We start from the raw sequence: 13,666 nt of genomic DNA on the forward strand, positions 1-13,666 counted from the left end.
AGGGCGCTAGGTTCGTCCGCCTATGCGTTTTTCCTCCCGCCGTTCGGCCGCCTCGCTCCTCATCCTCTCCCTGTTGCTGTCCGGCGCGCCGCAATCGCTGGCCGCTCCAGCGCAGCGGCCTGCGGCTCCGGTCAATCAGGATGCGGGCAAGGCGCAGGTTCGCCCTTGGCTGTATGAAAATAGCGATGTACCGATTGACGCCGCATGGCGGTTCGGCACGCTACCCAACGGATTGCGCTATGCTGTCCGGCGCAATGGCGTTCCGCCGGGGCAGGTATCGATCCGTCTACGGATGGATGTCGGCTCGCTCATGGAGCGCGAGGATGAGCAGGGTTACGCCCATTATATGGAGCACCTGACCATGCGCGGTTCGCGCCATGTGCCCGATGGCGAATCCAAGCGCATCTGGCAGCGGCTGGGCGTCACCTTCGGCAGCGACAGCAACGCGCAGACCACGCCCACGGGCACGACCTATGCCCTCGACCTGCCGCAGGCGACGCAGGCCAGTTTGAGCGAAAGCATGAAGATATTGGCCGGCATGATGGCCGAGCCCAATATCAACGAGACATCGGTCGATGCCGAGCGCGCGGTGGTGCTGGCCGAGAAGCGCGAGAGCGATGGCCCGCAAAGCCGCATTTCCGACGCCAACCGACTGCATTTCTTTGCCGGTCAGCCTTTGGCGGAACATGCGCCGATCGGCACGGTGGAGACGCTGAAGGCCGCTACGCCTGCGAAAATGGAAGCATTCCATCAACGCTGGTATCGGCCCGAAAACACCGTGATCGCGATTTCGGGGGATATTGATCCGGCGCTTGCCGAACAGCTGATCAAGGATAATTTCGCCGGCTGGAACCCGACCGGGAAAGGCGCGAACATCCCCGACTTTGGCGCGCCCGATCCGAAGGCGCCAGCGACGCGCGTATTTGTCGAACCCGGCGTGCCGGTCAGCCTGACCATGGCCTGGCTGCGGCCCTGGACCCCGCATGCCGACACCATCGTTTATAACCAGGACAAGCTGACCGACATGCTGGCGTTGCAGATCGTCAGCCGGCGGCTGGAACGGGCGGCCCGCAGCGGTGGCAGCTTCCTGCAAGCCAGCGTCGAGCAGCAAGATGTCAGCCGGTCCGCCGACGGCACCTTCGTCTCGATCATGCCTAGCAATGATGATTGGCAAAAGCCCCTGCGCGACGTGCGGGCGATCATCGAGGACGCCAAGGCCGCGCCCCCCAGCCAGGCAGAGATCGACCGCGAATATGCGCAGATGGATACCGCGCTCGCGATCCAGGTCGAAAATGCGCCGACAGAAGCGGGAGCCAAGCAAGCGACTGACCTGGTGAGCGCCGTCGATATTCGCGAAACGACGGTCAGTCCGCAGGCGGCGGTGGAGATATTCCGGGCCGGCAAACCAGCGATGACCCCGCAGAAGATACTCGATTCCACGCGGCGTCTGTTTTCCGCGGGGGTGTTCCGGGCAATGCTGGTGACGAGCAAGGTCGAGCCGGGGCAGGACGAACGACTGGCCGCTGCCCTTGCCGCGCCGGTCAAGGCCGCCACCGACGCGCGGCTTTCGGACAAGCCCGTTACGATGTCTGACCTGCCCAACCTGGGTACGCCGGGGACAGTGGTATCGCGGATGCAGGTCGGTTTGCCGGGCATGGAGACGATCACCTTCTCCAACGGGGTGAAGCTGGTGCTGTTCGCCAATGACGCCGAACCGGAAAAAGTACGGATCAATGTCCGCTTCGGCCATGGTCAGCAGGCCTTTTCGCCGGTGAAGCCGGTGCCCAGCTGGGCCGGCGGCTATGCACTGATGGCGAGCGGCATCGGCGATCTGGGCCAGAGTGAGCTGGACGAGCTGATGATCGGCCGCCGCATGGGGATGGATTTCGACACCGACGACGACGCCTTTGAAATGCAGGCGGTGACGCGGCCGGCGGACTATAAGGATCAACTGCGGCTGTTTGCCGCCAAGCTGGCCAAGCCCGGCTGGGACCCGGCCCCGATCGCACGGGTCAAGACCGGTGCGATGGTCGCTTATGACGCCATGTCCCGCGCGCCGGACTCGGTGCTGGGGCGTGATCTCAACTGGTTGCTGCATGACAAGGATGTGCGCTTCCGCACGCCGTCGCGCGCGGAGATTGACGCTCTGACGCCGGAATCCTTCCGCGCGACATGGGCGCCGGTGCTGGCTTCGGGACCGATCGAAATTCAGCTGTTCGGGCATGTCGACGCTGATGATGCGATCAAGGCGGTCGCCGCCACATTTGGCGCATTGCCCCCACGGGCCGACACGCCGGTCCCGGCCGCGAACAAGGCGATGCGCTTTCCCGCTCATGTCGAAAAGCCCGTGGTGTTACGGCACAAGGGCGACAAGGATCAGGCCGCCGCCGTCATGGCCTGGCCCACTGCTGGCGGTTTTGCCTTGCAGCAGGAAGGGCGCCAGCTGGAAATATTGACGCAGATCTTTAACGACCGCCTGTTCGACAAGCTGCGGTCGACGGAAGGCGCGGTCTATTCACCCAGTGTCCAGAATAACTGGCCATTTTCCTATGATAGTGGCGGATATATATTGGTTACAAGCCAGGTGCGGCCCGACCGGATCAGCTATTTTTACGATGCGGTGAAGGCGACGGCGGCCGATCTGGCGGCCAATCCCGTCAGCGCCGATGAACTTCAGCGCACGGTTGCGCCAATGCAGCAATTGCTGATGCGCGCGAGCACGGGCAACGCCTTCTGGATGAACCAGATGGAAGGGGCGACGCATGATCCGCGCTATGTCCAGGCCATGCAAAATATGGGTAAGGACATGCTGAGCGTCACGCCGGCGCAATTGCAGGCGCTCGCCGCCAAATATTTGGTTTCTGCCAAAAGCTGGTCGGCGATCGTGCTACCCGAAGGCGTGGCCGCCAAATAAGGGATCATTTGCGGCTTTTTTCTTGCCCCTGAACGGGCCGGACGACTAGGCGGCGGCTTTGGCAGCGTAGGGCAGGGGCAATGAAGGGCGGACGGCGTTGAGCGTACGGGTGATCCTGTCGGTGGAAGCGCTGGAGCCGCGCCTTTCGGGTATAGGCCGCTATAGCTGGGAACTGGCGCAGCGATTGCCGTTGATCAAGGATGTCGAAAGCGTTCGCTATTATCGCAATGGTCAGTGGATCACCGATCCTGGATTGCTGCTGACCGATGGCCGGCAACCCCTTTGGGGCAACAAGCCGTTGCGATGGCTGCGCAAGCGCAATCAATGGGCCGTTCGGTTGAAGCAGGCGGCAACGATGCGCAGCCACCTGTTCCACGGACCCAATTACTTCCTGCCGCCCGCTGGGGAGGGGGGCGTCATCACCGTGCATGACCTGTCGGTGTTTCGCTATGCCGAAACGCATCCGCCCGAGCGGCTGGCGCAGTTTGAGCGCTATTTTCGTCTGTCTGTCGACCGCGCCGCGCATATCATCACGGATAGCGAGACGACGCGCCGGGAAGTCGCCCATTTCCTGGGTTTTGACCTGTCGCGCATTACCGCAGTACCGCTTGCAGCCAGTCCGGCATTTCAGCCGCGCACCGCTGATAAGATTGGCGCGACGTTGGCGCATTACGGCCTGGCGCCACAAGGCTATGCACTTTGCGTGTCGACCGTTGAACCGCGCAAGCGCATCACGGAATTGCTGCACGCCTGGAAAAACCTGCCCATAGCCGTGCGCGACCGGTGGCCGCTGATGGTAACGGGTGGATCGGGGTGGCTGAGCGACGCCGTCCGCGATTTAATGGACAAGGGCGCGCGCGAAGGGTGGGTGCGATATCTGGGCTTCGTGCCGGAACAGGATTTACCGTTGCTCTACGCCGGCGCTGCCCTGTTCGTGTATCCATCGGTCTATGAAGGGTTCGGCCTGCCGCCAGTCGAGGCGATGGCCAGTGGTGTGCCCGTCGTCGTATCCAACGCATCCTGCCTGCCCGAAGTCACCGGCGGTGCTGCGATGTTGGTCGAGCCGGAGGATATTGCCGGATTTTCGGCGGCGCTTGTTCGGGCTTTGGAGGATGACGATTGGCGGCAGAACGCTATACGCGGGGGGCTGGCGGTTGCCGGTCGCTATAGCTGGGACAGGTGCGCGCAGGAAACAGTGGAGGTGTATCGCTCCTTGCGTTGAGCGATCGTCAGCGTATTGCCTTTAACCCCGCGACGATCATCTGCGCCGCTCGCTTTGCGGCAATGACGGCGGGAAGCTTTGGCCGCGACAATGTGCGATGGCCCAGCCCGAACATGCACGCCAAAAGCAATTCTTCCGCCGCGTCTAGCGCTTCTCCAGTCAAGTCGGGATTCGCGACACAGGCGAAGTCACGCAACACGACGCGAAATCCAAGGCACAGCTGGCCAATCATTCCACCGACCGCTTCGTTACGAAAGGCTTCGGCCAGGATCTCGAACGACAGCGCTTCATCTTTTTCGTCGGTGCTGTGAAGCAGCATGGCTTCAAAGGCCTGTTCGACTGACAGCTCCTTCGCGTCGAGGCGGGAGCGAAGAATGGTCATTTGGGCGGTCCACGCGTCCGAATCGACGCGCACCAGCGCCTCGATCACGTCTTCCTTGCCCTTGAACAGGCGATAGATTTGTCCAACGGAAACCTGAGCGGCGCTGGCCAGCTGGGCCATGGAGGTCTGATGGAAGCCCTTGCTTGAAAAAAGCGAGCGCGCGGCGGTCAAGATCCGCGCACGTCCATCGACTTCATGCTGCACTGCACTCATTTCTACCCCCAATGGCTTTTTTGAGCCTTGAACTTTCTGTGGCATGATCCTACCTGCGCAGCAAGCGGAATGAACGTTCATTCCGCCATCGGGTTTCAGGCAAAACGGATTCAGGCGATGCAAAAGGGGATTTTCACCGTGCTGCTGACGTGCGCGTCGGCATTGGCGTTGAGCGGTTGTGGCGAAAGCCAGCCGCCTGCGCCCCCGCCGCCTGCGGTCGGGGTGGTGACGGTAACTACGCAGTCCGTGCCCTTGGTCAATGAACTGCCAGGACGAGTGGCGGCGCTGGAAACCGCAGAAGTGCGCCCGCAAATCAGTGGTGTCATCCGTCGCAGCCTGTTCCCCCAAGGCGGCTATGTCCGCGCCGGCCAGGTTTTGTTCGAAGTGGAGGACGCGCCCTATCGTGCCGCCTTGGCACAGGCACAAGGGGCCCTCGCACGCGCGCAGGCCGCCATCGGCTCGACCAGCCTGCAAGCCCAGCGCTACAAGGATCTGGTGGGAATCAACGCGGTCAGCCGGCAGGAATATGACAATGCGGTCGCCAGTGCGCAGCAGGCACGCGCGGATGTTGCGGCGCAGCGTGGCGCGGTGCAGGCTGCGCAGGTAAACCTTGGCTTTACGCGCATCCGTGCGCCCATATCCGGTCGGATCGGGCGGTCGCTGTTCACTGCTGGTGCACTGGTGCAGACCGGACAGGCGGACCCGCTTGCGACGATCCAGCGCCTCGATTCAGTCTATGTAGACGTGACGCAGTCGGCAGCGGAAATCATCGATTTGAAGCAAGCGATGAAAAAGGGCGGGGTCAGTGAAGCCGACGGGGCCCGGATTCAGTTGATGCTGCCCAACGGCACGGTCTACCCCATTGAGGGACGGCTCCAGTTTTCCGAAGTGACGGTGGACCCCGATACCGGAGCGGTGACGCTGCGTGCGACATTCCCCAATCCCGATGGGTTGCTGCTTCCAGGCATGTATGTTCGCGCGCGACTGGTCGAAGGCCGGCGCAACTCCGCGATCCTTGCGCCGCAGCAGGGCATCAGTCGCGACGCGCGGGGCCGCGCAACGGCGATGGTGGTGGGTAAAGGCAATAAGGCCGAGCTACGACAGGTCGAAGTTGATCGCGCCGTTGGCGACAAATGGATTGTCACCAGCGGCCTGAAACCCGGAGACAAGCTGATTGTGGAAGGGCTGGTCAATCTTCAACCCGGTGCTGTGGTTCGCCCCGGTGCGCCACAGCAGATAACGGCGCAGCAGCAGGGTGGAAAGCCCCGCGCGGGCCAACAGATTCAGGGCGAGGCCAACTAAACCATGGCGCGCTATTTCATCGACAGGCCCATCTTTGCATGGGTCATCGCCATCGTGATCATGCTCGCGGGCCTGCTGGCGATCCGGTCCCTTCCGGTCGCGCAGTTCCCTGAGATCGCACCGCCGGCGGTCACGATCCAGACCAGCTATCCTGGCGCCAATGCTCAAACGCTGGAAAGCACGACGACCCAAATCATCGAGCAGCAGCTCAAGGGCATCGACAATCTGCGCTATTTCTCGTCCACCAGCGACGGGTCGGGCAATCTCAGCATCACGCTGACGTTCGAGCAGGGCACGGACCCCGACATTGCGCAGGTGCAGGTTCAGAATAAATTGTCGCAGGCGACGCCGCTGCTGCCGCAAGAGGTGCAGCAGCAAGGGCTGCGGGTCGGCAAGTCCACATCCAGTTTCCTTTTGATCGCAGCGGTCTACGCCGACGATGGCATTCATGATCAGGAGGACGCGGCCGACTTCATCGCATCCACCTTGCAGGACCCGCTCAGTCGCGTCACCGGCGTGGGCGATACGCAGCTTTTCGGATCGCAATATGCGATGCGCATCTGGCTCGATCCCTACAAGATGGCGAATTTGCGCATCACGACGGGCGATGTGAAGTCCGCGATCCAGGCACAAAATGCTCAGGTTTCAGCGGGGCAGATCGGCGGCGCGCCCTCGCCCAAAGGGCAGGCTCTCAACGCGACCGTCACGGCGCAATCCCGGCTGCGGACGACCGAGGAGTTTGAGAATATTCGGCTGCGCAGCAACAGCGACGGGTCGGTCGTCCTGTTGTCCGATGTCGCCCGTGTCGAGCTTGGGGCTGAAAATTACGGCTTTGGCGTCAAATTCAATGGCCATCCCGCGTCTGGTTTCGGCGTGAAGCTGGCACCCGGCGCCAATGCGCTCGACACCGTCGATGCCGTGAAGACCCGCGTAGACGAATTGTCGAAGAATTTTCCATCCTGGGTCAAATATGATTTCCCGGTCGACAATTCCGAGTTCGTGACATTGTCGGTCGAGCAGGTGATCCATACGCTGTTCGAAGCAATACTGCTCGTCTTCGTCGTCATGTTCGTTTTCTTGCAGAACTGGCGCGCGACGCTCATCCCCACCATTGCCGTGCCGGTCGTCCTGCTTGGCGCGTTGGCGGTCCTCTACGCGGCCGGTTTCACCATCAACACGCTGACCTTGTTCGGTATGGTTCTGGCGATCGGCCTGCTGGTCGACGACGCGATCGTCGTGGTGGAAAATGTCGAGCGGCTGATCCAGGATGAAGGCCTGACGCCCAAGGAAGCCGCGCGGCGGTCCATGGATGAAATCAGCGGCGCGTTGATCGGCATTGGCTTGGTGCTGTCTGCGGTATTTCTGCCGATGGCCTTTTTTGGCGGGTCGACCGGCGTTATTTTCCGGCAATTCTCCATCACCATCGTATCCTCCATGATCCTGTCGGTTCTGGTGGCGTTGATCCTGACGCCCGCCCTGTGCGCGACGATCCTGAAGCCCGCGTCGCATGGCCATGACCAATGGTCAGGACGGTTCGGATCGATCTTCGGGCGGTTTTTCGGCTGGTTCAACCGCACCTTCGACAAGGGCGTCACGCGCTATGGCGAAGGCGTCGAAAAGGTGGAGCGTCGCTGGGGCCGCACCATGCTGCTCTATCTGCTGATCGTGGTGGGAATGGCATTTATCTTCCTGCGGCTGCCATCGGGCTTCTTGCCCGAAGAGGACCAGGGCCTGCTCATCGCGCAGCTATCGCTGCCGGCTGGGTCGACGCTGGAGGAAACCGAGCGGTCATTGGCGCGGATGCGCGACCACTATCTGGTTAATGAAAAGAATAATGTGGAGGCTGTCTTCACCATCGCGGGCTTTGGCTTTGTGGGGCAGGGGCAGAATGTCGGCATCGTCTTTGCCCGCATGAAGGATTGGGCGGATCGCAAGGGCGCGGAAAATGCGGTCCCGGCGATCGCGCAGCGTGCGAACATGGCGTTCCAGAAGATCACCGCCGGCATGGCCATCGCCTTCGTGCCGCCAGCCGTTCAGGAACTGGGTAATGCGTCCGGTTTTGATTTCCAGCTGCTCGACCAGGGCAATCTAGGCCATGACAAGCTATTGGCGGCACGCAACCAGTTGCTCGGCATGGCGATGGGCGATCAGAGGCTGGCGCAGGTGCGGCCCAACGGCCTGGAAGATACGCCTCAGCTGAAATTGAACGTCGATCAGGCGGCTGCGGGGGCCCTTGGCATCGCGCAGGCCGACGTCAACGATACGATCAGCACCAATTTGGGCGGCTCCTATGTCAATGACTTCATTGATCGGGACCGCGTGAAGCGCGTCTATGTTCAGGCCGATGCGCCTTATCGCACCTCGGCAGACGCGATCGGCGCCTATCATGTCCGGGGCAGCTCCGGGGAAATGGCCCCTCTGTCCGCCTTTTCGACGACCGAATGGGTCCAGGGGCCAGCGCGTCTGGAACGCTTCAACGGGGTGCCGTCGATGAACATCCTGGGCGGGCCGGCACCGGGCGTTTCCAGCGGAACGGCGATGCAGGCGATGGAGGAACATGCCGCCAAACTGCCGGCAGGCATTGGCTTTAGCTGGAACGGCATTTCCTATGAGGAGAAGACCTCTGGCGGTCAGGCCCCCTATGTCTACGCCCTGTCGATGCTGATCGTGTTCCTGTGCCTTGCCGCCTTATATGAAAGCTGGTCGGTGCCGATCGCGGTCATCCTGGTGGTGCCCTTGGGCGTGCTGGGCGCGGTCATCGCCGCGACGCTGGCGGGCCTTAACAACGACATTTATTTGCAGGTCGGCCTTATCACCACCATCGGCGTATCGGCCAAGAATGCGATCCTGATCGTCGAATTTGCCGAGGAAAAAATGCGCGAGGGGTTGCCGCCGGCCCGCGCTGCGCTGGAGGCCGGCAAGCTGCGCCTGCGGCCGATCCTGATGACCAGCTTCGCCTTCGTTTTCGGCGTCCTGCCGCTGGCGCTGTCCACCGGCGCGGGCGCGGGTGGGCAGAATGCCATCGGCTGGGCCGTGGTAGGCGGCATGCTGTCCGCGACCGTTCTGGCCATCTTCTTCGTTCCGGTCTTCTTCACGGTGGTGAAACGCTTGTTCCGGGAACATCATGATCACGACGCGACCGATAGCGCCGATGCGCGCTCGTCGTCGCAGGAGGCTTGAGACTATGCGCAGCATCAAGACGCTGAGCGCTGTCACCTTGGCGCTGACTTTGGCAGCGTGCGATCTGGCACCCAAATATGTGCGGCCCGACCTGCCGGTGCCGATCGAAAGCCCGAAGGGGCCGGCCTACTCTGAGACCGGCGAGGGCACGGCGGTCATCCCGGCGGACACGGCATGGCGAGACTTTTTCACCGACCCCCGCATGGTCCGCGTGATCGAGACGGCGTTGGCCAACAACCGCGACCTGCGCATCGCTGTCGCCAATGTCGCCCAGGCGCGCGCGCAATATCGGGTGCAAAGGGCCGATCTCCTTCCGACTGTGAATGCGAGCGGCACGGCGACCTATTCCGAGCAACCGCTGGTCCAGTTCGGCCAGACGCAGCGGCTGAACAACGACGTTTATCAGGCGCAGGTCGGCGTCTCTGCATGGGAAATCGATCTGTTCGGCCGCGTCCGCAACCTCAGCAAGGCGGCGCTGGAGCAATATTTTGCAAGCGAGGAAAACCGCAAGGCCGCGCAGACGAGCCTTGTCGCGGAAACCGCCAATGCCTGGCTGACGATGGCGGCAGATCAGGAACGGCTGCGTATCGCGCGGGAACTGGAGGGGGCGTTCGGCAAAACCCTGGCCCTTACCAAGGCCCGGTTCGACAAGGGTATCGCATCGGAACTGGAGGTGCGCCAGGCGCAGACCAGCTATGACCAGGCACGATCGGATATTGCGGATGCGACCACGCTGGTCGCGCAGGACCAGAATGCGCTCAACCTGCTGGCCGGCACGACGGTGCCCGCAACCGACCTGCCTGACAGCCTGCCGACGGGCGGGGCGACGATCACGAACCTGCCGGCCAACATCACGTCCGACATTCTGTTACAGCGGCCCGATATCGCGTCTGTGGAGCATCAGTTGCGATCCGCCAATGCCAATATCGGTGCGGCGCGGGCGGCTTTCTTCCCCAATATCTCACTGACGGCAGCGTTCGGATCCATCAGTCAGGGGCTTTCCAATCTGTTCGGATCGGGATCGGATTTCTGGTCGGTAGCGCCGTCGGCAAGCGTGCCGATCTTTGATTTCGGGCGCAATCAGGGGAATCTCCGTTACGCACGGGCGACCTATGACGCCATGGTGGCGACATATGAGAAAAGCGTGCAGACCGGTTTCAGGGAAGTTGCCGACGCATTGGCTCGGCGGGGGACGATGGAGCGGCAGCTGGAGGCCCAGACGTCGCTGCGCGATTCGGCTCGTGTCGCCTACACCCTCTCCGAAGCCCGGTTCAGGGCGGGGGTGGACAGTTTCCTGACCACTCTGGATTCGCAGCGATCGCTCTACACCGCCGAACAATCTCTGGTTGCCACCCGGTTGACGCGCGAGGCCAATATGGTCGAACTGTACCGAGCGATGGGCGGCGGCCTTAAATAGGTTTTGACCGCACTCAGCGGGCGGGAGAGCGGTGGCGGCGGCGATAGGCTGCCTTCCTGTTTTTGCGGTTGGCAAGCGACGGCGGGTTTGTTGGGCTATTGCGCTCGCAAGATCGACCGTTGCGCGAACTACCAGCGCCGCCAGTGGCGTGACCCGCTTTGGATCATCACGTCCTGCCAGCGATGCGCCCTTGCGCGTTGGCCATCTTCTTTCCTGTCCTGCTTGTCGCTAAGGTGTCTTGGGGAGCATCAAGGAAGACATGGCGGACGATCTTACCGATATCGTGGCAGACATCGTCGCCACCATGCAGGGCGCTCAGGATCGCGGCCGTGTTGCCCACTATATCCCCGAACTCGCCAAGGTGGCGCCGCATCATTTCGGCATCGCCGTGGCGACGGCGGACGGGCAAATGGTGACAGGCGGCGAGGCCGACCTGCGCTTTTCCATCCAGTCCATATCAAAGGTGTTCGCGCTGACACTAGCGCTTGGGAAGGTTGGCGATCAGCTATGGGATCGCGTGGGACGGGAGCCATCGGGCACCGCTTTCAATTCAATCGTGCAGCTGGAGCATGAGCAGGGCATTCCCCGCAATCCCTTCATCAACGCAGGCGCCATTGTGGTCGCCGACGTCAATCTGAGCGGGCACCAGCCGCGCGTTGCCATCGGGGAAATGCTCCGTTTTCTGCGCTATCTGGCGGGTGACGACGATATCGCCATTAACGAAGCGGTCGCGGCTTCCGAAACCGCATCGGGCTTCCGCAACATGGCGCTCGCCAATTATATGCGCGCCTTCGACAATGTGCGCCATCCGGTCGAACTGGTGCTCGGCGCCTATTTTCACCAATGCGCGATCGAGATGAGTTGCCGGCAGCTGGCGCTTGCGGGGCGCTATCTGATGCTGGACGGGCGACATCCCGATGGCGGTCGGGTGGTGTCACCGCGCCGGGCGCGGCGTATCAACGCGCTGATGTTGACCTGCGGCCATTATGACGCATCGGGCGACTTCGCCTTTCGGGTTGGCATGCCCGGCAAATCGGGGGTCGGGGGTGGCATCTTGGCGATCGTGCCGGGGCGCGCGTCGATCGCGGTGTGGTCACCGGGGCTGAACGCCAGCGGCAACAGCCAGCTGGGCACATTAGCGCTGGAGGAGCTGTCCAGCCGGACCGGATGGTCGATCTTCAGCCCGCCCGTCGCCCGCTGACCTCACAGTGTTTCGTCTGCGCGCAGCCGCCGTAATTTGGGCGCTTTCTGCATCTGCGCCGCATCCTTGATCCCCAGACGCAAATCCTCGCGCGTCTGGTGAATGGAGGCGATGACCGGCCCCATGGCGACGCCAAGGTCTACCAGCGCGGTTTCCGCCAGTTGCAGTGAGCTTTCGAGCGTTTCGGGGACGGCGTCGCTGGCGCCGGCGCGATAGAGCTGCGCGGCATGGTCGGCATCGCGCGCGCGCGCAATAATGGGAAGGTCCGGCACCCATCCGCGCACCCGCTGCGTCACGCGAACCGACAGCACCGGATCGTCCATCGTCAGAATAAGCGCGCGCGCATGGCCCAGGCGCAGCTTGTCGAGCATTTCGACGCGCGCGACGTCGCCAAACAGGATAGGATAGCCCGACCGGCGCGCCTCCGCCACGACATCAGGGTCGGACTCCACGACGATGAAGCGCTGACCATGTGTGCGCAAAAGGTCGCAGACCATGCGGCCGACCCGGCCAAAGCCGATGACAACCGCCGCAGCCTCCGTCTGCACCTCGTCGGTCTCCGCTCTTTCCTCGCCCAAAGCCATTTCCAGGCGGCGGGCGATATCATGGCCGAATCGGGCGAGCAGCGGCGTGATGGTGAGGCCGATTGCCGTCACGATCTGCCAGAAGGCGGCGGTCGATGGCAGGATCAGCTGCGCCGCGGCGGCCGCGGACAGCACGATCAATGTCGTTTCGGACGGGCTGGACATCAGCACCCCCACTTCCAGCGCGGTCCCTTTGCGGGTGCCCGAAAAATAGAGCAGGGTCGCTGTCACCAGCGTTTTGCACAGCACGACGCCGAACACGGCGAGCATCAGGCTGGGCCAGTTGGCCAGGATGACGCGCAGGTCCAGACTCATGCCCACGGTGATCAGAAAGACGCCGAGCGCCAAGCCCTTGAACGGGGCCGTGATGACCTCGACTTCGCCATGATAATCGGTTTCGGCGATCAACAAGCCCGCGACCAGCGCACCGACGATCGGAGACAGACCCGCGATCGACGTTGCCATGCTGGAAATGATGACGACCAGCAGGCTGGCAGCCAGGAAGACTTCGGGGCTTTTCGTGCGTGCGGCTTGGCTGAAAATATGGGGCAGGGTGATCCGCCCCAGGATCAGCATGACGCCAACGGTCACGCCCCCCTTGATCAATGTGCTGGCGAGCGCGCTCCACGCGCCATCCGGGCTGCTGGCGACCGAGGGGGCAAGCGCGCCGAGCATGAAGATGATGGGGACCAGCGCAAGATCTTCGAACAGCAGCATCGAGAAGGCGGCGCGGCCAACCGCGCTCTGCGTGCCGACCATCGGGAGCACGACGGCGGTGGAGGAGAGGGCGAGGGCGAGGCCAAGGCCGATCGCCCCGGCGGTGGGTTGCCCCAGAAGATAGAGTCCCGCCGCAATCAGCAGTCCGCTGCCGAACAATTCGGCCGCACCAACCCCGAACACCTGCGCGCGCATCGACCACAGGCGTTTGAAACTCAGTTCCAGACCGATCGAAAAGAGCAGCAGGATGATGCCCAGCTCGGCAAAGGGCTCGATCGCTTCTCTATCGGAGATGGTGATATGATAAAGCCAGGGATAGCGCTCGACCAGGGCGCCCAGCCCGGCGGGTCCGACCGCCAGCCCGACCAGGATGAAGCCGATTACCGGGCTGATCCGAAAGCGCGCGAAGCCAGGTATCACCAGCCCCGCCGCACCAAGGATTACGAGGGAGTCACTGAAACTATTGGGATCAATCGCGCCGGCCATGCCCCATCATTGCCGCTGCGAGAGCGAAAGGCCAGTGTCGAAGTAGAA

At 62.6% G+C, this 13,666-nt stretch carries 8 protein-coding genes; 6 read left to right on the forward strand and 2 right to left on the reverse strand.

All coding sequences use genetic code 11. The annotated features are described in order from the left end of the window. Window positions 1-22 precede the first annotated feature (22 nt). Together RLDS_RS34345 and RLDS_RS34350 are read left to right on the forward strand one after the other, a co-directional pair. Window positions 23-2,914 (forward strand): M16 family metallopeptidase, encoded by a 2,892-nt coding sequence (locus RLDS_RS34345; protein ID WP_021224966.1) that lies wholly within the window; start codon window positions 23-25, stop codon window positions 2,912-2,914. Window positions 2,915-3,011: 97 nt separating this feature from the next. After that, the gene (locus RLDS_RS34350; RefSeq protein WP_031297572.1) at window positions 3,012-4,136 is read left to right on the forward strand and encodes a glycosyltransferase family 4 protein; all 1,125 of its coding nucleotides are present in this window, start codon (window positions 3,012-3,014) and stop codon (window positions 4,134-4,136) included. Window positions 4,137-4,143: 7 nt separating this feature from the next. Here the strand turns inward: RLDS_RS34350 and RLDS_RS34355 are convergent, their stop codons facing one another. Then, window positions 4,144-4,731, reverse strand: a complete 588-nt coding sequence (locus RLDS_RS34355) for a TetR/AcrR family transcriptional regulator (RefSeq protein WP_031297574.1) — start codon at window positions 4,729-4,731, stop codon at window positions 4,144-4,146. 117 nt (window positions 4,732-4,848) lie between these two features. On the opposite strand from RLDS_RS34355, the gene RLDS_RS34360 reads away from it, so the two are divergent. From RLDS_RS34360 to RLDS_RS34375, 4 genes are all read left to right on the forward strand, one after another. Further along, window positions 4,849-6,033, forward strand: coding sequence for an efflux RND transporter periplasmic adaptor subunit (locus RLDS_RS34360; RefSeq protein ID WP_031297576.1), 1,185 nt, complete (start codon window positions 4,849-4,851; stop codon window positions 6,031-6,033). A 3-nt stretch (window positions 6,034-6,036) separates the two neighbouring features. Next, window positions 6,037-9,213: an efflux RND transporter permease subunit gene (locus RLDS_RS34365; RefSeq protein WP_021224970.1), complete on the forward strand. Its 3,177-nt coding sequence runs from the start codon at window positions 6,037-6,039 to the stop codon at window positions 9,211-9,213. Window positions 9,214-9,217: 4 nt separating this feature from the next. Next, a complete protein-coding gene (locus RLDS_RS34370) occupies window positions 9,218-10,630 on the forward strand; it encodes an efflux transporter outer membrane subunit (RefSeq protein ID WP_021224971.1) in 1,413 nt (470 codons plus the stop codon). Window positions 10,631-10,889: 259 nt separating this feature from the next. Next, entirely contained in the window at window positions 10,890-11,831 is a 942-nt protein-coding gene (locus RLDS_RS34375) for a glutaminase (protein ID WP_021224972.1), read from the forward strand. A 2-nt stretch (window positions 11,832-11,833) separates the two neighbouring features. Here the strand turns inward: RLDS_RS34375 and RLDS_RS34380 are convergent, their stop codons facing one another. After that, entirely contained in the window at window positions 11,834-13,618 is a 1,785-nt protein-coding gene (locus RLDS_RS34380) for a cation:proton antiporter domain-containing protein (protein ID WP_021224973.1), read from the reverse strand. Window positions 13,619-13,666 lie beyond the last annotated feature (48 nt).

The organism is Sphingobium lactosutens DS20, from assembly GCF_000445105.1.
Taxonomy (GTDB): Bacteria; Pseudomonadota; Alphaproteobacteria; order Sphingomonadales; family Sphingomonadaceae; genus Sphingobium; species Sphingobium lactosutens.

Bases quoted from the DNA above. Each gene is read 5' to 3' on its own strand.
- RLDS_RS34360 (WP_031297576.1), top strand. From the start codon at position 4,849: ATGCAAAAGGGGATTTTCACCGTGCTGCTGACGTGCGCGTCGGCATTG.
- RLDS_RS34365 (WP_021224970.1), top strand. From the start codon at position 6,037: ATGGCGCGCTATTTCATCGACAGGCCCATCTTTGCATGGGTCATCGCC.
- RLDS_RS34345 (WP_021224966.1), top strand. From the start codon at position 23: ATGCGTTTTTCCTCCCGCCGTTCGGCCGCCTCGCTCCTCATCCTCTCC.
- RLDS_RS34380 (WP_021224973.1), bottom strand. From the start codon at position 13,618: ATGGCCGGCGCGATTGATCCCAATAGTTTCAGTGACTCCCTCGTAATC.
- RLDS_RS34355 (WP_031297574.1), bottom strand. From the start codon at position 4,731: ATGAGTGCAGTGCAGCATGAAGTCGATGGACGTGCGCGGATCTTGACC.
- RLDS_RS34370 (WP_021224971.1), top strand. From the start codon at position 9,218: ATGCGCAGCATCAAGACGCTGAGCGCTGTCACCTTGGCGCTGACTTTG.
- RLDS_RS34375 (WP_021224972.1), top strand. From the start codon at position 10,890: ATGGCGGACGATCTTACCGATATCGTGGCAGACATCGTCGCCACCATG.